This window comes from Cupriavidus necator (assembly GCF_016127575.1).
In the GTDB taxonomy this organism is placed as follows: Bacteria; Pseudomonadota; Gammaproteobacteria; order Burkholderiales; family Burkholderiaceae; genus Cupriavidus; species Cupriavidus necator_D.
The window spans coordinates 1,216,210-1,235,990 of the sequence record NZ_CP066018.1 but is presented as its reverse complement, the minus strand read 5'-3'; the positions used below and the strand labels follow the sequence as shown (position 1 = coordinate 1,235,990).

General features: G+C 67.0%; 17 protein-coding genes and 1 tRNA gene. 14 read left to right on the top strand and 4 right to left on the bottom strand.

Annotation, left to right across the window (positions count from 1 at the left end; all coding sequences use genetic code 11):
• Positions 1 to 99 precede the first annotated feature (99 nt).
• From bfr to I6H87_RS05705, 3 genes are all read left to right on the top strand, one after another.
• Positions 100 to 576: a bacterioferritin gene (gene bfr / locus I6H87_RS05715; RefSeq protein WP_010813355.1), complete on the top strand. Its 477-nt coding sequence runs from the start codon at positions 100 to 102 to the stop codon at positions 574 to 576.
• A gap of 82 nt (positions 577 to 658) precedes the next feature.
• Positions 659 to 733: transfer RNA gene (locus tag I6H87_RS05710), tRNA-Cys, on the top strand.
• A 318-nt stretch (positions 734 to 1,051) separates the two neighbouring features.
• Positions 1,052 to 1,495, top strand: coding sequence for a GNAT family N-acetyltransferase (locus I6H87_RS05705; RefSeq protein WP_010813356.1), 444 nt, complete (start codon positions 1,052 to 1,054; stop codon positions 1,493 to 1,495).
• 24 nt (positions 1,496 to 1,519) lie between these two features.
• Here I6H87_RS05705 and dmeF read toward each other — a convergent pair whose 3' ends face one another.
• Together dmeF and I6H87_RS05695 are read right to left on the bottom strand one after the other, a co-directional pair.
• Positions 1,520 to 2,509, bottom strand: coding sequence for a CDF family Co(II)/Ni(II) efflux transporter DmeF (gene dmeF, locus I6H87_RS05700; protein ID WP_011614438.1), 990 nt, complete (start codon positions 2,507 to 2,509; stop codon positions 1,520 to 1,522).
• A gap of 377 nt (positions 2,510 to 2,886) precedes the next feature.
• Positions 2,887 to 4,347: an aminotransferase-like domain-containing protein gene (locus I6H87_RS05695; protein ID WP_011614439.1), complete on the bottom strand. Its 1,461-nt coding sequence runs from the start codon at positions 4,345 to 4,347 to the stop codon at positions 2,887 to 2,889.
• Positions 4,348 to 4,675: 328 nt separating this feature from the next.
• Between I6H87_RS05695 and aptA the strand changes: the two genes are divergently transcribed.
• The 3 genes from aptA (at position 4,676) to I6H87_RS05680 (ending at position 7,997) form a co-directional block, all read left to right on the top strand.
• Positions 4,676 to 6,007, top strand: coding sequence for an omega-aminotransferase AptA (aptA, locus tag I6H87_RS05690; RefSeq protein ID WP_010813359.1), 1,332 nt, complete (start codon positions 4,676 to 4,678; stop codon positions 6,005 to 6,007).
• A gap of 108 nt (positions 6,008 to 6,115) precedes the next feature.
• Positions 6,116 to 7,633 (top strand): CoA-acylating methylmalonate-semialdehyde dehydrogenase, encoded by a 1,518-nt coding sequence (locus I6H87_RS05685; RefSeq protein ID WP_011614440.1) that lies wholly within the window; start codon positions 6,116 to 6,118, stop codon positions 7,631 to 7,633.
• Between the two features lie 13 nt (positions 7,634 to 7,646).
• Entirely contained in the window at positions 7,647 to 7,997 is a 351-nt protein-coding gene (locus tag I6H87_RS05680; protein ID WP_011614441.1) for a glyoxalase superfamily protein, read from the top strand.
• Positions 7,998 to 8,003: 6 nt separating this feature from the next.
• Here the strand turns inward: I6H87_RS05680 and I6H87_RS05675 are convergent, their stop codons facing one another.
• Positions 8,004 to 8,981, bottom strand: coding sequence for a GlxA family transcriptional regulator (locus tag I6H87_RS05675; protein ID WP_011614442.1), 978 nt, complete (start codon positions 8,979 to 8,981; stop codon positions 8,004 to 8,006).
• 166 nt (positions 8,982 to 9,147) lie between these two features.
• Between I6H87_RS05675 and I6H87_RS05670 the strand changes: the two genes are divergently transcribed.
• The 3 genes from I6H87_RS05670 (at position 9,148) to I6H87_RS05660 (ending at position 12,183) form a co-directional block, all read left to right on the top strand.
• Positions 9,148 to 10,398, top strand: coding sequence for an MFS transporter (locus tag I6H87_RS05670; RefSeq protein ID WP_011614443.1), 1,251 nt, complete (start codon positions 9,148 to 9,150; stop codon positions 10,396 to 10,398).
• 7 nt (positions 10,399 to 10,405) lie between these two features.
• A complete protein-coding gene (locus I6H87_RS05665) occupies positions 10,406 to 10,609 on the top strand; it encodes a hypothetical protein (protein WP_010814888.1) in 204 nt (67 codons plus the stop codon).
• 176 nt (positions 10,610 to 10,785) lie between these two features.
• Positions 10,786 to 12,183 carry a branched-chain amino acid transporter BcaP gene (locus I6H87_RS05660; protein WP_010814887.1) on the top strand — a complete coding sequence of 466 codons (1,398 nt, stop codon included), beginning with the start codon at positions 10,786 to 10,788 and terminating at the stop codon, positions 12,181 to 12,183.
• Positions 12,184 to 12,189: 6 nt separating this feature from the next.
• On the opposite strand, the gene I6H87_RS05655 is transcribed toward I6H87_RS05660, so the two are convergent.
• Positions 12,190 to 13,596, bottom strand: coding sequence for an aminotransferase-like domain-containing protein (locus I6H87_RS05655; RefSeq protein ID WP_010814886.1), 1,407 nt, complete (start codon positions 13,594 to 13,596; stop codon positions 12,190 to 12,192).
• Positions 13,597 to 13,820: 224 nt separating this feature from the next.
• On the opposite strand from I6H87_RS05655, the gene I6H87_RS05650 reads away from it, so the two are divergent.
• The 5 genes from I6H87_RS05650 to I6H87_RS34255 all read left to right on the top strand — a co-directional run bounded on the left by I6H87_RS05650 (position 13,821) and on the right by I6H87_RS34255 (position 19,745).
• On the top strand, positions 13,821 to 14,159 hold the full coding sequence (locus I6H87_RS05650; RefSeq protein ID WP_010814885.1) for a DUF2917 domain-containing protein: 339 nt from the start codon (positions 13,821 to 13,823) through the stop codon (positions 14,157 to 14,159).
• 283 nt (positions 14,160 to 14,442) lie between these two features.
• Positions 14,443 to 17,733 carry a fused isobutyryl-CoA mutase/GTPase IcmF gene (gene icmF / locus I6H87_RS05645; RefSeq protein ID WP_011614445.1) on the top strand — a complete coding sequence of 1,097 codons (3,291 nt, stop codon included), beginning with the start codon at positions 14,443 to 14,445 and terminating at the stop codon, positions 17,731 to 17,733.
• A gap of 142 nt (positions 17,734 to 17,875) precedes the next feature.
• Positions 17,876 to 18,313 carry an HIT family protein gene (locus I6H87_RS05640; protein ID WP_010814883.1) on the top strand — a complete coding sequence of 146 codons (438 nt, stop codon included), beginning with the start codon at positions 17,876 to 17,878 and terminating at the stop codon, positions 18,311 to 18,313.
• 51 nt (positions 18,314 to 18,364) lie between these two features.
• Complete coding sequence (locus I6H87_RS05635) at positions 18,365 to 19,219, top strand: 3-hydroxybutyryl-CoA dehydrogenase (protein ID WP_010814882.1); 855 nt, start codon at positions 18,365 to 18,367, stop codon at positions 19,217 to 19,219.
• Positions 19,220 to 19,403: 184 nt separating this feature from the next.
• Positions 19,404 to 19,745, top strand: coding sequence for a hypothetical protein (locus tag I6H87_RS34255; RefSeq protein ID WP_010814881.1), 342 nt, complete (start codon positions 19,404 to 19,406; stop codon positions 19,743 to 19,745).
• Positions 19,746 to 19,781: the final 36 nt, after the last annotated feature.

Sequence of the window (19,781 nt, the reverse complement as noted above, 5' to 3'; positions counted from 1 at the left end):
ACTACCATGAAGTCCGCGGCGGGATAATCACTGCGGGGTTTTCGTGATTACGAAAATGAGAGTGGGTCCATCGGTTTTGAGGGGGCGTTGGGGGCAGTCATGAAAAGCGACAAGAAGGTGATCCAGTTGCTCAATGGCCAGCTACGCCATGAGTTGACTGCAATCAACCAGTATTTCCTGCATGCCCGCATGTACCGGCATTGGGGGCTCGGTGCGCTGGGCAAGCACGAGTACGAGGAATCGATCGAGGAAATGAAGCACGCGGACAAGCTGATCGAGCGCATCCTGCTGCTCGATGGCCTGCCCAACCTGCAGGACCTGGACAAGCTGCTGCTCGGCGAGAACACCGAGGAGATGCTCGGCTGCGACCTGAAGCTCGAACAGGTGTCGCAGGCCAGCTGCAAGGAAGCGATCAAGTTCTTCGAGTCAGTCGGCGATTATGTCTCGCGCGAGATCGTGGTCGATATCCTTGCCGACACCGAGGAACATATCGACTGGCTCGAGGCGCAGCTGGAACTGGTGAACAAGGTCGGGTTGCAGAACTACATCCAGTCCGCGATGGGCGGCATCGGCTAGCCTTGCCGTCTCCTGCAAAGATTTCCATTTCCCGCTACACTGCGGCCCGCAGCACGTAGCGTCGCACAGACGCGGCGTCAGCGGCGGGGTGGCAGAGTGGTGATGCAACGGCCTGCAAAGCCGTATACGACGGTTCGATTCCGTATCCCCGCCTCCAGTTTTCTTTGCCTGGCACAAGTTGCCGGGCAGTCTTGCGTGCGCCCGCGCAATTTCCCCCATTTTCATACGCGTGTCACAGGGACCTTTCATGCACGGCAGCCATGTCGTGGTGCGCGTAGTTGCCGTGATCGCGAGGGCCATTTCGGACACCTCTGTTCCGTTACTTCCCCAATAGAACAACGCCACTGAATCGGGTAATGTTGCCTGCCAGGCCACATGGCCTGCGTGCAACCCGTGCCGCCGGATGGCGGCACAACCATGTCCGGGCTTCCATGGTGTCCCCGTCGCGAGGTGATGTGAGAAAGAGAGGCTCCAGATGATCAAGGACTTGCGGATCCGGGCGGCCATGCCCTCGGACGCGCCAGCCGTGGGCAGCGTGCTGGAACGCTGCGGCCTGCCCGTGGACGATGTGGCCCGCTTGCTCGAGCACTTCCACGTCGCCATCCTTGGATCGCAGATCATTGCTTGCGCTGCCGGCGAGCGTTTCGGCGAGACCGTGGTGATCCGCAGCGTTGCCGTATTGCCGGAACACCGCGACCAGGGCGTGGCCACGCATGTGGTGCGCGCCGCGCTGATGCGCGCACGCGCCAACGGCGCGCGGCGCGCGGTGCTGCTGGCCTCAAGCTGCCCGAGCTATTTCTCGCGTTACGGTTTTACGCTGGTGCCGGCCGCGAAGCTGCCGGCCGAGGTCATGTCATCGAGCGAATTCCACCGCCATACCGATACGCCGCCGCTATGCATGTGGTGCGAGTTGGACTGAACCCGCAAGCACCGCTGGCACGCCTCAGTGCGCGCCCTCGCAGCGGCTGATCTCCACCGTCACGTGCACCAGTTCCTCATGCACGGATAGCGCCTCGCGCACGCGCTGCGGGGTCAGCGCCGGATCGTGCGTGACCAGGCAGGCGATGCAGGCAAACTGCTGCCGGCCCACGCGCCAGACATGCAGGTCGGTCACACTGGTGCGCTCCTCGCCGTTGGCGTCGGCAGGGTCCAGGCCCGCCAGCACCTCGCGCACTTCTTCCACCACCGGGTGGTCCATCTCGCGGTCCAGCAGCACGGCGCCGCTCTGGCGCAGGAGGCAGACGGCCCACCTGCCGACCAGCGCGGCGCCCACCAGACCCATCACCGGATCCAGCCACGCCCAGCCCAGCCACCAGCCGCCGGCCAGCGCGACCAGCGCCAGCACCGAGGTCGCGGCGTCGGCCAGCACATGCATGTAGGCGGCGCGCAGGTTGATGTCGTGGTGGTGGCTGTGGCCGTGATCATGGTCGTGGCCGTGGTGATGGTGGCCATGGTCGTGCCCGTGGTCGTGGCCGTGCGCATGGCCGCCCAGGATCAGCGCGCAGCCCAGGTTGACCAGCAGGCCGAGCGCGGTCACGGCCATGGCCTCGCGGTAGTGGATGTCCTGCGGGCTGAGCAGCCGCTCGACCGAGCCGGCCGCCATCAGCGCCGCGATGCCAAGCAGGAACACCGCGCTGGCAAAGCCGGCCAGCACCTCGATCTTCCACGTGCCGAAGGCAAAGCGCCGGTCACCGGCGTAGCGGCGCGCGGCGGCGTAAGCGAAGGCCGACAGGCCGATGGCCAGCGCGTGCGAGCTCATGTGCCAGCCATCGGCCAGCAGCGCCATCGAGTTGAACCAAAGGCCGGCAGCGATCTCTACCACCATAGTGGCGGCGGTGATCGCCATCACCAGGCGTGTGCCGCGTTCGGCGGCGCGGTTGCCGGCGTCGAAGGCGTGGCTGTGGGTCCAGGCGGACAGGTCGTGGCTATGCATGGTCTGGTTCTGCTGCGCTGGAGAGCTGAAATCGTCACCCCGTGTGGGGCAATGCAGGCTCAAGGGTAGCAGAGCCCCGGCGCTTCGGCGGCCGCGTCCCTGACGGCTGCAGGGACAGCTGGCGCGTACTTTGTGTGCTCCCTGCGGTACAAATAGACCCTGGCTGCCAGCGGGGAATCCACGCTGTCCTTACATACATTCATGAATGGATGTATGATTTAACGAAAAATTCACACTGCCTCCACGACTTTGTTGTCCATTCCAAGATGAGTTATCGCTTTATCGCTATCTGCCTGACCGCCTGGCTGGGACTCTGCGCCACCGCGGGCTGGCTCGTCGAGCGCCTCTGGAGCTGACCGCTCCATGCTGCCCGGGTGCTACGCCGCGCGCGGCGCCTGCGCCAGGCGGTCGAAGAACTGCCACAGCTGTGGCGCATCGCCGGTGGCCACGTTGAAGCGGATCCATGGCGAATCGGTCTCGTCCGGCTCGAAATACGACCCTGGCGCGAGCCAGATGCCATACTCCAGCGCCAGCGTGGCGAGGCGGTTGCCGTGTAGCGGCCCGCCGCGGCGGCTGGCCTGCAGCCGCGCCTGCGCCGCCTCGGTCAGGCGCGCCCAGGCGAACATCCCGCCCTCGGGGCGCAGCAGCACTTCCAGCCCGTGGGCTTCCATCTTTTCCGTCACGCGATCCTGCTGCGCACGCAGCCGCTCGGCCAGCGCCGCCACATGGCGGCCGTAGTGGCCGCTGGTCAGCACCGAGTAGACCAGCCGCTCGGTGACTTCCGATGAGGTCAGGCCGACCGCCATCTTGGTGCGCGCGAAGGCCTTGGCCAGGTCGGGGCTGGCGGCCAGATAGCCGACACGCAGCGACGGCGTGATGGTCTTGGAGAAACCATTGATGTAGACCACCTGCGACAGCCCGTCCATGGCCGCCAGCATCGGCGAGCCGGCCGGCGCCAGCTCGCGGTAGATATCGTCCTCGACCACCAGCAGCCGGTGCTGCTCGGCCAGCTGCAGCACGCGGAAGGCGTTCATGCTGCTCAGGCTGGCGCCGGTCGGGTTCTGCAGCACGGTATTGATAAAGAGCGCGCGCGGGGCATGGGCGCGGATGGCATCGTCCAGCGCGTCGGTATCCAGCCCCGCCGCCGAGCGCGGCACGCCCACCACGCGCAGCCCCGCCAGCCGCAGGATCTGCAAGAGGTTGCAGTAGCAGGGCGATTCCACCAGCACCCTGTCGCCGGCACGCAGCAGTGTGCGCACCACCAGGTCCAGCGCCTGCGTGGCGCCCTGCGTCAGTACTACCTGCTGCGCCTGCAGCGGGATGCCGTACTGGCCCAGGCCGGCGGCGATATGCTCGCGCAGCGGAGCAAAGCCATACGGATGGCCGTAGCCCGACAGCTGCGCCGCCGGCACCCGCGCCGAGGCGCGCATGGCCTGGTGCAGCCCTTCCTCGTTGAGCCAGTCGCCGGGCAGCCAGCCGGCGCCGGCCTTGATCGGCACCGAGTGGTCGGCGAACACATCCGACAGCAGCCACGCTGCGTTCAGTCCCGGCGCCTCCCATTGCGGCGCGCGCGCGTGCCCGGCCGGGGCATGGCGATGTGCAACCGTATAGCCCGAGCCCGGGCGCGCCGCCAGGTAGCCCAGCGCCGTCAGCCGGCCGTAGGCCTCGGCCACGGTGAAGGTGCTGACGTGGTGGTGCTGCGCAAAGCGGCGCACCGAGGGCAGGGCGGTGCCGGCGCGCAGCGCGCGCTGCTCGACCAGTGCGGCGATGCCGGCGACGATCTGCTCGGTCAGGGTGTCGCCGTCGCGGCGGGTGCGGGTCAGGTTCAGGGTCAGCATCAGGCACTCGGGCAGGCGTGAACCTGTACAGTTTAGCGGCTGGAGGCAGGCCAGGATGCGGTGGTCTTCCGCAAAGCGAAATTTGCCGCAGTGCAGCGTGGGACGGCGTACCGCGGTCCAGAGCGGTCGTGGCACAGCGGCGGGCTGGCGGCACCCCGATGACGCTTGCCTGTACGGTTTGGCGTGTTCAAACTGCACGGTAAGGCAGTCTTGTCCGGACTGTATATTTTGTCGGCCAGACGCCGCCGGTAGAGTGGCCCTCATTGCCGCCGCGCTGCCAGTCAGCGTGCCACCAGCCAATCCGACCCGATTCCCCCTAGGAGGACGTATGGACGCCGCCAAGACCGTGATTCCCGATCTCGATGCCCTGTGGATGCCCTTCACCGCCAACCGCCAGTACAAGGCGGCGCCGCGCCTGCTGGCGTCGGCCAGCGGCATGTACTACACCACCCACGACGGCCGCCAGATCCTGGACGGTTGCGCCGGCCTGTGGTGCGTGGCCGCCGGCCACTGCCGCACGGAAATCGCCGAGGCGGTAGCGCGCCAGGCCGCCACGCTGGACTATGCGCCGCCGTTCCAGATGGGCCATCCGCTGTCGTTCGAGGCCGCCACCAAGGTGGCCGCGATCATGCCGCAGGGGCTCGACCGCATCTTCTTCACCAACTCTGGCTCGGAGTCGGTCGACACCGCGCTGAAGATCGCGCTGGCCTACCACCGTGCACGCGGCGAAGGCCAGCGCACGCGCTTTATCGGGCGCGAGCGCGGCTATCACGGCGTGGGCTTCGGCGGCATGGCGGTGGGCGGCATCGGCCCCAACCGCAAGGCGTTCTCGGCCAACCTGATGCCGGGCACCGACCACCTGCCGGCCACGCTGAATATCGCCGAGGCCGCCTTCTCCAAGGGCCAGCCGCAATGGGGCGCGCACCTGGCCGATGAGCTGGAGCGCATCCTCGCGCTGCACGACCCGTCCAACGTTGCCGCCGTGATCGTCGAGCCGCTGGCCGGCTCCGCCGGCGTGCTGGTGCCGCCGGTCGGCTACCTGGAAAAGCTGCGTGAAATCACCAGCAAGCACGGCATCCTGTTGATCTTCGACGAGGTCATCACCGCCTTCGGCCGCCTCGGCGCCGCCACCGCGGCCGAGCGCTTCAAGGTCACGCCGGACCTGATCACCATGGCCAAGGCGATCAACAACGCCGCGGTGCCGATGGGCGCCGTCGCCGTGCGCCGCGAAGTGCATGACACCGTGGTCAATTCGGCTGCGCCGGGCGCGATCGAGCTGCTGCATGGCTACACCTACTCCGGCCACCCGCTGGCCGCGGCTGCCGCCATTGCCACCCTCGACCTGTACCAGCGCGAAAACCTGTTCGGCCGCGCCGCCGAACTGGCGCCGGTGTTCGAAGCCGCGGTGCACGGCGTACGCGGCGCGCCGCACGTGAAGGACATCCGCAACTATGGCCTGGTCGCCGGCATCGAGCTGGAGCCGCGTCCCGGCCAGCCCGGCGCGCGCGCGTATGAGGCCTTCCTGAAGTGCCTGGAACTCGGCGTGCTGGTGCGCTACACCGGCGACATCCTGGCGTTCTCGCCGCCGCTGATCATCTCTGAAGCCCAGATCGGGGAACTGTTCGATACGGTGAAGAAGGCGCTGCAGGACATCAAGTAAGCGGCGCGCGCCGCATCGCATTGCCGCCGGACCTGCGGGTCCGGCCTCCCTGATTGCATGCCGGGGGCGCGCTGAATTGCGTGCCGCGGCTATCGAAGGAAATCCCAAGTGAGCATCGCAGAAAACCGGCAACTGGCCGAGATCCACCATTTCATCGGCGGCGCTGTGCGCCGCGCCGGCGGCCAGCGCCTGGCGGACGTGTTCAACCCCGCCACCGGCGAAGTCGCAGCACGCGTGGCGCTCGGCACCACGCAGGACGTGGCCGACGCCGTTGCCGCCGCCCATGCGGCATTCCCCGCCTGGGCCGACACCCCGCCGCTGCGCCGCGCGCGCATCCTGTTCAAGTTCAAGGAGCTGCTCGACCAGCACCACGACGACCTGGCCGCGCTGATCACGCGCGAGCACGGCAAGGTGTTCTCGGACGCCAGGGGCGAAGTCACGCGCGGCATCGAGGTGGTGGAATTCGCTTGCGGCATCCCCAACCTGCTCAAGACCGACTTCACCGACAACATCGGCGGCGGCATCGATAACTGGAACCTGCGCCAGCCTCTGGGCGTGGTGGCCGGCATCACGCCGTTCAACTTCCCGGTGATGGTGCCGATGTGGATGTTCCCGGTGGCGCTGGCGTGCGGCAATACCTTCGTGCTGAAGCCGTCGGAACGTGATCCGTCGCCGAGCCTGCTGATTGCCGACCTGCTGCGCCAGGCTGGTTTGCCCGATGGCGTGTTCAATGTCGTGCAGGGCGACAAGGAAGCGGTCGATGCACTGCTGGCGCATCCGGATGTGCAGGCGCTGTCGTTCGTCGGTTCGACGCCGATTGCCGAGTACATCTATACGGAGGGCACCAAACACGGCAAGCGCGTGCAGGCATTGGGCGGCGCCAAGAACCACCTGGTGGTGATGCCCGATGCGGATCTCGACCAGGCGGTCGATGCGCTGATCGGTGCCGCGTATGGTTCTGCCGGCGAACGCTGCATGGCGATCTCGGTCGCCGTGGCCGTGGGCGATGTCGCTGACAAGCTCGTGCCGCGCCTCGCCGAACGTGCGAGCTCGCTGAAGATCCGCAACGGCATGGAGTCCGATGCCGAAATGGGTCCGCTGGTGACCGCTGCGCACAAGGCGAAGGTGGAGGGCTATATCGCCAAGGGCGTGGAAGAGGGCGCGATGCTGGTGACCGATGGCCGCGGTCATACCGTACCCGGCCATGAGAACGGCTTCTATGTCGGCGGCACGCTGTTCGACCACGTCAAGCCGGACATGACGATCTACAAGGAAGAGATCTTCGGCCCGGTGCTGTCGGTAGTGCGCGTGCATGACTTTGCCGAAGCGGTGGCGCTGATCAATGCGCATGAATACGGCAACGGCGTGTCGTGCTACACCAGCGACGGCGGCATCGCGCGTGCGTTCGCGCGGCAGATCCAGGTCGGCATGGTCGGCATCAACGTGCCGATCCCGGTGCCGATGGCCTGGCATTCGTTCGGTGGCTGGAAGCGATCGCTGTTTGGCGACCATCACGCCTATGGCGAAGAGGGCGTGCGTTTCTACACGCGCTACAAGAGCGTGATGCAGCGCTGGCCGGATTCGATCGCCAAGGGCGCTGAGTTCACCATGCCGGTGGCGAAGTAAGGGGAGAGCGGGCATGAAGGTCAACCGGATCGTTGCCAACATCGCGGTCGCCGACCCGGCCAGTGCCCGCGCTTTCTACCAGGACATCCTGGGCCTGGACGTATTGATGGACCACGGCTGGATCCGGACCTACGGCAGCACCTCGACCATGACCGTCCAGCTCAGTTTCGCCACGGAAGGCGGCAACGGCACGCCGGTGCCGGACCTGTCGATCGAGGTCGATGACGTGGACGAGGCGCATTGCCGCATGCTGGCCGGCGGCTTCGCCATCGAGTACGGTCCCGCCGACGAGCCATGGGGTGTGCGCCGCTTCTACGTGCGCGATCCGTTGGGCCGGCTGGTCAATATCCTGATGCACACCTGAGCGCGGTCATTCCGCGCTGCCGGCGCGGGCTTGCCGGTAGGCCTTCGGCGTGGCCGGCTCTGCCTTGTTCCAGCACGCGCGGAAGGCCTGCACGCTGGCGAAGCCGCTTTTCAGCGCAATCTCTTCCACCGGCAACGATGACGACGCCAGCAGCTTGCGCGCGCGCGCCATGCGTAGCGTGAGCTGGTACTGCTTGGGCGTGAGGCCGGTTTCTTCGTGGAACACGCGGGACAGGTGCCGCACGCTGATGGCAAAGCGGTCGGCAAAGCGCGGGTCGGCAACATTGGTGTCGAGTTCCCGCGAGATCGCGTCCTGTACCGCATGCACCAGCGGGTTGCCGTGCGAGCGCGCGCGCAGCTGCGGGGCGAGCTGCGGATCGCCGCCGAAGCGGCGGAAGGGCACCACGTTGTCGCGCGCCACGGCGATGGCGGCTTCGTCGCCATAGGCATCGGCCACCAGACGCAGCGCCAGATCGATGCCCGAAGCCACGCCGGCTGACGTCCACACATTGCCATCGCGAACGAAGACCCGGTTCTCGATGACCGAGGCGGCGGGGTGCCGCGTGCGCAGGCGGCGGGTATGGGCGTGGTGGGTGGTGCACAGGCGGCCGTCGAGCAGGCCGGCGGCGCCGAGCAGGAAGGCACCGGTGCAGACCGCGGCAACCTGTACGTCGGCGTTCCTGCCGTCGGCGAAAGACCTTTTCAGCCAATTCACGCTATCGTGCCATGCCGGCGAACGGGTCAGTGTGTCCAGAAGTTTGCTGCCGATGGCCAGCACCACATCGCCGGAGGCGAGTCGTGCAGGCAGGCGTTCGACCTGGCTCAGTGCCGGCCCCTGGAACGAAGGGACGCTCGAATGTGGCCCGACGCAGCGCACCTTGAGTGGCCCAATACCCAGTTCCGATACGCTGGCCAGGATCTGCAGCGGACCGCCAAGGTCGAGCATGTGGACGTTGGGAAGCACCAGGAGATAAGCGGTAGTCATCGCGGCAAGGGAAGAGCGAGCGGTACGATGCCGCCATTCTCGCGCGAATCCAGCACAACACAACAGGGATGGCCGAAAAGTTGCTTTTCTGGGCCGGGTGGTTGCCATGGCCGGAGGGCGGGCTGGCTTAGCATGGCACCAGGCCTCGCACGACTGAGAGATCGACATGCCCCGCACACGCATCCCCGCCATCACCCTTGCCCTGGTCGCCATCGGCTTCGCCGCGATGTTTGTCTCGACCGCGGTCAAGGGCCTCTACCAGGTGTACTTCGTCGACCTCGCCACGCACTTCGGGCAGGGCCGTGCGCAGTTTGCCTGGTCCGGCAGTGTCTTTATGCTCGCCACCGGGCTGATGTCGCCGGTGGTCGGCGCGCTCAGCGATCGCGTCGGCCCGCTGCGCACCGCGGCCGCTGGGGCGCTGGCGGCAGGCATTGCGCTGGGTGGCGCGGCGCTGTGGCCGGGATCGCTGACGTTCTTCGTGCTGATGTTCGGCCTCGCCGGTGCGTTCGGGCTGGCGGCCATGACCTTTGTGCCGATGGGCATCCTGGTGGACCGGCTGTTCGAGGAGCGCAAGAAGGGGCTGGCCTATGCGGTGGTTACCAACGGCACCGCGATCGGCTTTATCGTGCTGTCGCCGCTGTGGATCTGGCTGCAGCCGCAGGCGGGCTGGATCACGGCGTTCGGCGTGGCCGGTGCGGTGTTTGCGTTGCCGGTGGCCGGCGCCTTGTGGCTGACTTCGCGCTGGGAGCCGGCGTCCGCACCGGCGCCATGCACGGCCGGGGCCGATGTGCCGGCATGGACGGTGGTGCGGCGTGACCCGGTGTTCTATGCGCTGGCGGCCGGCTTCTTCGGCTGCGGCGCCACCATGGCCTTTATCGACGTGCACCTGATCGCGTACTGGCAGGGGCAGGGCGTGCCGCGGCTGGCGATGGGCTATGCGATGAGCACGCTCGGCGCGCTGGAGCTGGCCAGCGGCCTGGTCTCCGGCGCGCTGGCGCTGCGCTGGGACAAGCACCGGCTGCTGGCCGCGTTCTACGCGCTGCGCTCGGCATCGATGCTGTTGCTGCTGGTGCCGGGCCTGGGCGTGCTGCCGTTTGCGGTCGGCTTTGGCGCCAGCTATCTGGGCACGGTGATCCTGACCTCGATGTTCTGCTTCGAGCGCTACGGCAGCCGGATCAAGGGCAAGGTGTTTGGCCTGCTGTTCCTCGGGCACCAGCTGGGCGCCTTCCTGACGGTGCAGCTGGGGGCGTGGTCGTTCGATGCCACGCGCAGCTACCAGCACAGCATCACGGCGCTGGTGGCGGTGACGCTGTGCTCCGCCGCGTGCTCGTGGCTTGGCCTGCGCCGCGCGGGGCCGTTGCCGGCACTTGCCAAGGGCCCGGCACACGCCGCGGTTCCCGAGGCTGCCAGCCGCTGAAGTGCCGATGCTGCCGCGGCTCCTTCTTGCCTGCGCGGCTCTCGCCCCGCTGGGGCTGGCGGCCCTGGCGGGGCCGTGGCCGCTGCGCGCGAGGATTGCAGCGCTGGCGGCACTGGCCCTTGCCGGCGCTGCACTGCTGGCGCTCGATCCGCTTGCCGCCGCCCTGGCGCGCGTGGACGGCATCCTGTCGGCGCCCGGCTGCGGCGGCTGACTTTGCCTGCGGTCAGTGCCGGCCAGCCTGGCCTTTTCTATCATTCGATGACGTGCCTGCCGCGCGCGGGCGCGCAATGTGACGCCTTCGCGCCGCGGCGGGCGTAAACTACCGCCCTTTTTCCGGGCCCGCGCGGCTTGCCGCCGCGTGCCCGGCCACAGTTGCATGGAGTCTGAATGAGCTTGTTCCGCACCAAGGACATCGACGCGATGCTGGCCGTCGCGCGCGATGACGGCCTGAAGAAGGTGCTGGGTCCAACCGACCTGGTGATGATGGGCATCGGCGCCATCATCGGCACCGGCATTTTCGTGCTGACCGGCACCGGCGCGCTGACCGCGGGGCCGGCGCTGACGGTGTCGTTCGTGATCGCGGCGCTGGCGTGCGGCTTTGCCGCGCTGTGCTACGCGGAGTTTGCCTCGGCGATCCCGGTGTCGGGATCGATCTATACCTACAGCTATGCCACGCTGGGCGAGATCGTCGCGTGGATGATCGGCTGGGACCTGCTGCTGGAATACGGGCTGGCCACGTCCGCCGTGTCGGTGGGGTGGTCGGGCTACTTCCAGTCGCTGATGGCGGGCTTCGGGCTGAAACTGCCGGCGGCGCTGACCGCGGCGCCAGGCTCGGTGCCGGGGGTGAAGTCCATGCTGAACCTGCCGGCGTGCCTGATCATGCTGGCCATCACCTGGGTAGTGTCGTACGGCGTGCGCGAATCCACGCGCATCAACAACCTGATGGTGGCGGTCAAGATCGGCGTGGTGCTGCTGTTTATCGCGGTGGGCGTGTGGCATGTGCAGCCGGCCAACTGGCAGCCGTTCGCGCCATTCGGCTTTGCCGGCATCTTCAATGCGGCGGCGCTGGTGTTCTTTGCCTTTATCGGCTTCGACGCGGTGACCTCTGCCGCGGAAGAGGTGCGCAACCCGCGCCGCGACCTGCCGATCGGCATCATCGGTTCGCTGGCGGTGTGCACGGTGCTGTATGTGGTGGTGGCCGCCATCATGACCGGCATCGTGCCGTTCGCGAAGTTTGCCGGCGTGGACCACCCGGTCTCACTGGCGCTGCAGTTCGCGGGCCAGAACTGGGTGGCGGGCTTTGTCGACCTGGGCGCGATCCTGGGCATGACCACGGTGATCTTGGTGATGACCTACGGCCAGACCCGCGTGATCTTTGCGATGTCGCGCGACGGCCTGCTGCCAGAGCGGCTGTCATCCGTGCACCCGGTGCATGCCACGCCGTATTTCGCCACCTGGATCGTCGGCATCGTGTTTGCCGCGATTGCCGCCTTCGTGCCGCTGAACGTGCTGGCCGAGCTGATCAATATCGGTACGCTGGCGGCCTTCACGCTGATCTCGGTGGCGGTGCTGGTGCTGCGCAAGACGCGCCCGGAACTGCCGCGCGCATTCCGCTGCCCGGGCGTGCCGGTGGTACCGCTGCTGTCGATCGGCTTCTGCCTGTTCCTGATGGCGCATCTGCAGGCGCTGACCTGGATTGCCTTCCTCGTGTGGCTGTCGGTGGGGCTGGTGATCTACTTCGGCTACGCGCGGCGTAATGCCGTGCTGCATAACCACGGCGGCTGAGCGCCTTCAGCCGCCGCGCCCGGCCGCGGCCTTCATGAAGGCCACCGCGCGCGGCTCGTTGGCATAGGCGGCGTTGATCCGGATCCATGCCGAGGTCTCGCCGCCCGGGCGGAAGTAGTTGCCTGGGGCCAGCGTCACGCCGTATTCCTCGCCCAGCGTCACCAGTTCGCGCGAATCCTCGATGCCGGGCGGGCGCGCCCACAGGAAGTTGCCGCCGGACGGCTGGCAGAACACCTCCCAGCCGTTGCCGGTCAGTTGCCGCACGGCATTGGCGCAGGCCTCGCGCACGCGCAGGCGCAGCCGCTCCACATACTTGCGGTAGCCGCCGCGCTCCAGCAGCGCCGCCGTGACTGCTTCCGCGAAGTGCGAACCGGCCACGCTGGTCAGCACCTTCACATCGACCAGGTCCTTGACCAGCGCCTTGTCCGCCACCAGGTAGCCGACCCGCAGCGAGGCCGACACCGTCTTGGAAAAGCCGCCGATGTAGATCACGTGCTCAAGCTGGTCCAGCGTGGCCAGCCGGTCGGTGAAGTGGGTCTGGAAGTCCGAGAAGATATCGTCCTCGACAAAGCGGAAGCCATGCCGGCGCGCCAGCTCCAGCAGCCGGAATGCCACCGGCGGCGCCAGCGTCGATCCGGTCGGGTTCTGCAGCACGCTGTTGGTGAAGAACAGCTTGGGCTTGTGCTGGCGCAGCAGCGCCTCGGTGGCGTCCGGGTCGGGGCCGTTGGCCGTGTGCGGCACGCCCACCAGCTGCACCCCATGCAGCCGCAGCAGGCCGAACAGGTTGTAGTAGCCGGGATCTTCCACGAACACGGTATCGCCGGGCTTGAGCAGATGGCGTACCACCAGGTCCAGCGCCTGGCTGGCACCGGTGGTGATCAGCACTTGCGGCAGTTCGGCGGCGATGCCCAGCTGGCGCACGCGCAGCAACACCTGGCGACGCAGTTCCGGATGCCCCATCGGCGTGGCGTAGTGGATCACGCTGTCGATCTCATTGCGCGAGATCGCGCGGATCGCCTGCGTCAGCCCCTCGACGTCGCGCCAGGTCTCCGGCACGAAGCCCCCGGCCAGCTTGAGCGTGCCGCTGGGGTGGTTGAACTGCTCGAGGATGTGGTCGGAAAGATCCTCGGCCAGGCTCGGATCGGACCATCCGCACGCCGAGCGCCCCGCCAGCGGGCTGTCCGCCACATAGAAGCCCGAACCCTGGCGCGAATCCAGCAGCCCCTGCGATACCAGCCGGTCATAGGCTTCGATCACCGGGAAGCGGCTGATGCCGTTCTCCGCCGCCAACTGCCGGATTGACGGCAGGCGTGCGCCGGGCCGTGCTTCGCGGTTGCCGATCCACGCTTTCACGCCGGCAACGATCTGCTCGGTCAGTGGAATTCCGGTGGAAGCATCTAAGATTAGTTTCATGGGCAGGCAGCCGGGGGAAGCCGGTAGGCGCAGATCGCTACAAGCGACAACTGTCAGGGAAAACTACTGAACAGTTCATCGAAAACTGTTCACAACTGTACATGGGATTGTAGTGAGGGATGCGAATAATGGAAGCGTGGCGGAGGAAGGCGCCGGCTACCGTGATCATTCGGCATCCACGGGGGCCGGCGCCGGACGCGACCGCCGGCTATGAGGAGTGGGACATGCGCGAACTACGGACTTTCGAGCTGGACGAGCCTGGGCTGCCAGTGAGCTGGCGCGCCGGTTACGGGCAGACCGTCTGCGCGGTGGCGGGCAAGTTGTGGGTGACGGTGGAAGGCAGTCCCAACGACATCTGGCTGGAGCCGGGCACTGAGCTGGCGTTGCCGGAGGGCTACCGGGTGTGGCTGTCGGGCGATGGCGCGGGCGCGCGCTTTACGCTGGCACAGGTGCCGGCGCCGTGGTCGCTGCGGCGGCTGGTGGCGTGGCTGCGGGCGATGCGGCACCGGGTGGAGGAGCACAGCACGGATGCGTTCGGGGAGTGCCCCAGGATCTGGGCCTGAGCGGACCACTCAAGCTTTGCCGGAACGGCCACCTGAGGGTGGCCTTTTGTTTGCCCGGATGCTTGCGCGGCGCCTGCCGCGGGCGCCTACTCTATAGGGACAGCCCCGTCCCATGCACGCCGGGCTCGGGGTTCCGCCCCATTGCTTTACGTTAACGTCAACGTCATATAATCGATCGGCCCCGACCCGGGGGCGCAGCCCGCGCGTTTGCGGCCAAGCCGGCACAGAGCGGTACTTCAGGCGCACGCCGCGGTGGCAGCCAACACCACAGACGGTGGAGACAATGACCGACCTTTCCGATGTGCATGATGTGCGCCGCGGTGCGCCCCAGCCCAAGCCCACCGCGCAAGGCCGCGGTCCGGTCAACAAGGTGCGCTTTGTCACGGCGGCGTCGCTGTTCGATGGCCATGACGCCTCGATCAACATCATGCGCCGCATCCTGCAGTCGCATGGCTGCGAGGTGGTCCACCTCGGCCACAACCGCTCGGTCGAGGAAGTGGTGACGGCGGCGCTGCAGGAAGACGCGCAGGGCATCGCGATTTCCAGCTACCAGGGCGGCCATGTCGAATATTTCAAGTACATGGTCGACTTGCTGCGCGAGAAGGGCGGCGAGCACGTGCAGGTCTTTGGCGGCGGTGGCGGCGTGATCGTGCCGGACGAGATCCGCGAGCTGCAGGCCTACGGCGTGGCGCGCATCTTCAGCCCCGAGGACGGCCAGCGCATGGGCCTGGCCGGCATGATTGCAGATATGGTGCAGCGCTGCGACATCGACCTGTCGCGCTATGCGCCGGCCTCGCTCGAACCCGTCACCGGCGGCGACCGCCGCGCGCTGGCCCAGCTGATTACCGCGCTGGAGAACGGCAAGGCCGATCCGGCGCTGGTGCAGGCGATGCATGCGCAAGCGGCAGCGGCATCGATCCCGGTGCTCGGCATCACCGGCACCGGCGGCGCCGGCAAGTCTTCACTGACCGACGAACTGATCCGCCGCTTCCGCCTCGACCAGCAGGATGCGCTGTCGATCGCCGTGATCTCGATCGACCCGTCGCGGCGCAAGTCGGGCGGCGCGCTGCTGGGCGACCGCATCCGCATGAACGCGATCAACCACCCGAACATCTTCATGCGCTCGCTGGCCACGCGCGAGGCTGGCTCCGAGATCTCGCAGGCGCTGCCGGACGTGATCGCCGCGTGCAAGGTGGCGGGCTTCGACCTGGTGATCGTCGAGACCTCGGGCATCGGCCAGGGCGACGCGGCCATCGTGCCGCACGTGGATCTGTCGCTCTATGTGATGACGCCCGAGTTCGGCGCGGCCAGCCAGCTCGAGAAGATCGACATGCTGGACTTTGCCGACTTCGTCGCCATCAACAAGTTCGACCGCAAGGGCGCGCAGGACGCGTGGCGCGACGTGGCCAAGCAGGTGCAGCGCAACCGCGAGCAATGGCACGGCAAGGCCGAGGACATGCCGGTCTACGGCACGCAGGCGTCGCGCTTCAATGACGATGGCGTGACCATGCTGTACCAGGGGCTGCGCGCGGCGCTGGCCGAACGCGGCCTGAAGCTGCAGCCGGGCGTGCTGCCGGCGCAGGCGGGGCGCATCTCCACCGGCCAGAATGTGATCGTGCCGCCGGCGCGCAGCCGCTACCTGGCGGAACTGGCAGACACGGTGCGCGGCTACCACCGCCGCGTGATGGAGCAGAGCCGCATTGCACGCGAGCGCCAGCAACTGCGTGAATCGAGCCGCATGGTGCAGGCCGCGCAAGGCGATGGCGCGGCGCTGGATGCGCTGGCGGCGGAGCGCGACAGCGCCCTCGGTCAGGTCGAGCGCAAGCTGCTGGCGATGTGGCCGCAGATGCGCGAAGCCTACAGCGGCGACGAGTACGTAGTGAAAATCCGCGACCGGGAGATCCGCACCGGGCTGGTTACGACCACGCTGTCCGGCACCAAGGTGCGCAAGGTGGTGCTGCCGCGCTTCGAGGACGACGGCGAGGTGCTGAAGTGGCTGATGCGCGAGAACGTTCCCGGCAGCTTCCCGTACACCGCCGGCGTGTTCGCCTTCAAGCGCGAGAACGAAGACCCCACCCGCATGTTCGCCGGCGAGGGCGATGCCTTCCGCACCAACCGGCGCTTCAAGCTGGTGTCCGAAGGTATGGATGCCAAGCGGCTGTCGACCGCGTTCGACTCGGTCACGCTGTATGGCGAAGACCCGCATGTGCGTCCGGACATCTACGGCAAGGTCGGCAACTCCGGCGTGTCGATCGCCACGCTCGACGACATGAAGGTGCTGTACGACGGCTTCGACCTGACCAGCCCGAGCACCTCGGTGTCGATGACCATCAACGGCCCGGCCCCGACCATTTTGGCGATGTTCATGAACACCGCCATCGACCAGCAGCTCGACAAGTTCCGCGCCGACAACCAGCGCGAGCCCACCGCCGACGAAGAAGCCAAGATCCGCGCCTGGGTGCTGCAGAACGTGCGCGGCACGGTGCAGGCCGACATTCTCAAGGAAGACCAGGGCCAGAACACCTGCATCTTCTCCACCGAGTTCTCGCTCAAGGTGATGGGCGATATCCAGGAGTACTTTGTCCACCACCAGGTGCGCAACTTCTACTCGGTGTCGATCTCCGGCTACCACATCGCCGAGGCCGGCGCGAACCCGATCTCGCAGCTGGCGTTCACGCTGTCCAACGGCTTCACCTATGTGGAGGCGTACCTGGCGCGCGGCATGCATATCGACGATTTCGCGCCCAACCTGTCGTTCTTCTTCTCCAACGGCATGGACCCGGAGTACAGCGTGCTGGGCCGCGTCGCGCGCCGCATCTGGGCCGTGACCATGCGCGACAAATACGGCGCCAACGAGCGCAGCCAGAAGCTGAAGTACCACATCCAGACTTCGGGCCGCTCGCTGCATGCGCAGGAGATCGACTTCAACGATATCCGCACCACGCTGCAGGCGCTGATCGCGATCTACGACAACTGCAATTCGCTGCATACCAATGCCTACGACGAGGCCATCACCACGCCCACCGGCGAGTCGGTGCGCCGCGCGCTGGCGATCCAGCTGATCATCAACCGCGAGTGGGGCGTGGCCAGGTGCGAGAACCCCAACCAGGGCAGCTTCCTGATCGAGGAGCTGACCGACCTCGTGGAAGAGGCGGTGCTGCAGGAGTTCGAGCGCATTGCCGAGCGCGGCGGCGTGCTCGGTGCGATGGAGACCGGCTACCAGCGCGGCAAGATCCAGGAAGAGTCGCTCTACTATGAGCAGCTCAAGCACGACGGCACGCTGCCCATCATCGGCGTGAACACGTTCCGCAACCCGGACGGCGACCCGACCCCGCAGAAGCTGGAGCTGGCGCGCTCCAGCGAGGCCGAGAAGCAGAGCCAGCTCGACCGCCTGCATGCGTTCCAGCAGGCCCACGCGGCCGAGGCGCCGGCCATGCTGGCGCAGTTGCGCCAGGCGGTGATCGACAACCAGAACGTATTTGCGGTGCTGATGGACGCGGTGCGGGTTTGCTCGCTGGGGCAGATCACCCATGCGCTGTTCGAAGTGGGCGGGCAGTACCGGCGCAATATGTAGAGCCGGCGGCACCGCGCAGCAAGCAGTGCCCGATTACCGCGCAGGGCGGCCGCAGTGAGGGGTCGCCCTGCGTTACACTCGAAGGCTGTGCCGGCGGCCGCGCCACGGCAAACGTATTCGAGACAACCGCAAGCCAAAGATCATGGACACCCAGTACAACCCGACCAATATCTTCGCGAAGATCCTGCGCGGCGAGCTGCCGTGCATCAAGGTCTACGAGGACGACGATACCATCGCCTTCATGGACATCATGCCGCAGGCCGACGGCCATACGCTGGTGGTGCCCAAGGAAGCCGCGGTCAACCTGTTCGACCTGTCCGAGCAGGGCGCGCAGGCCGCCATTGTCGCCACGCAGCGCGTGGCGCGCGCGGTGCGCGCGGCGTTTGCGCCCGACGGCATCTCCATCGGCCAGTTCAACGGCGCGGCCGCGGGCCAGACCGTGCCGCACGTCCATTTCCATATCGTGCCGCGCTATGCCGACAGCGCGCTGCGCGGCCATGCGCGCGAGATGCAGGACCCGGAACAGCTCAAGGGCCATGCCCAGCGCATCATCGCCGCGCTGCGCGAGCAGGGCGCCTGAGCCGCGCCTGAACCGATCAATCAGCAATCCAACCAAGCAGAGGAAGACAAGATGAGCATCAGGACAGTGGGCATCGTCGGTGCCGGCACCATGGGCAATGGCATCGCCCAGGCCTGCGCAGTGGTAGGTCTCAACGTGGTGATGGTCGACATCAGCGATGCCGCCGTGCAGAAGGGTGTCGCCACCGTGGCAAGCAGCCTGGACCGTCTGATCAAGAAGGAAAAGCTGACCGAGGCCGACAAGGCCAGCGCGCTGGCGCGCATCAAGGGCAGCACCTCGTATGACGATCTCAAGGCCACCGATATCGTGATCGAGGCCGCCACCGAGAACTACGACCTGAAGGTCAAGATCCTCAAGCAGATCGACGGCATCGTCGGCGAGAACGTGATCATCGCGTCCAACACCTCGTCGATCTCGATCACCAAGCTGGCTGCCGTGACCTCGCGCGCCGACCGCTTTATCGGCATGCACTTCTTCAACCCGGTGCCGGTGATGGCGCTGGTGGAACTGATCCGCGGCCTGCAGACCAGCGACACCACCCACGCCGCCGTCGAGGCCCTGTCGAAGCAGCTCGGCAAATACCCGATCACGGTCAAGAACAGCCCGGGCTTCGTCGTCAACCGCATCCTGTGCCCGATGATCAACGAGGCCTTCTGCGTGCTGGGCGAAGGCCTGGCCTCGCCGGAAGAGATCGACGAAGGCATGAAGCTGGGCTGCAACCACCCGATCGGGCCGCTGGCGCTGGCTGACATGATCGGCCTGGACACCATGCTGGCCGTGATGGAAGTGCTGTACACGGAGTTTGCCGATCCGAAGTACCGCCCGGCGATGCTGATGCGCGAGATGGTCGCTGCCGGCTACCTGGGCCGCAAGACTGGCCGCGGCGTGTACGTCTATAGCAAGTAAGCTGCCCGGCACTTGCCGCGTGGTACAGCGGCCGCCTGCGGGCGGCCGCAGCTTTTTCCGGGGCCGGTTCCGGTTGCCGCCAAATCCCGCTTACACGGCGTTATATGCCGAAACACTCCGCCGCATCCGGTAACAGGAATGCGCGGTAGAGTGCACCCATTCCCATTACGACAAAACAAGCTCCATGGCTCACCCGATTCTCTTTGCTGCGCTGCTCGCGGGCGCAATGTCCCTGCTGGCGGCCCGCTCGGCGATGGCGCATGTGGACGTGGGCGTGCAGATCGGCGCGCCGGTCTATGCGGCGCCGGCCCCGGTCTATGTGGCACCCCCGCCGCACGTGGTGTATGCGCCGCGCCATCACGGCTGGCATGGCGACCGTTATTGGGATGGCCGTCGCTGGTATGGCCGCCATGAGTGGCGCGGCCGCCATCACCACTATCATCGGCATCATCACTATCGCCACCACGGCCATGGGCATCGCGGTCATCACGGTCATCACGGCCATCGCGGTCATCACGGCCACTGACCGCCGCACCGGCTGAAGCGCCGGCCGGCACCACCG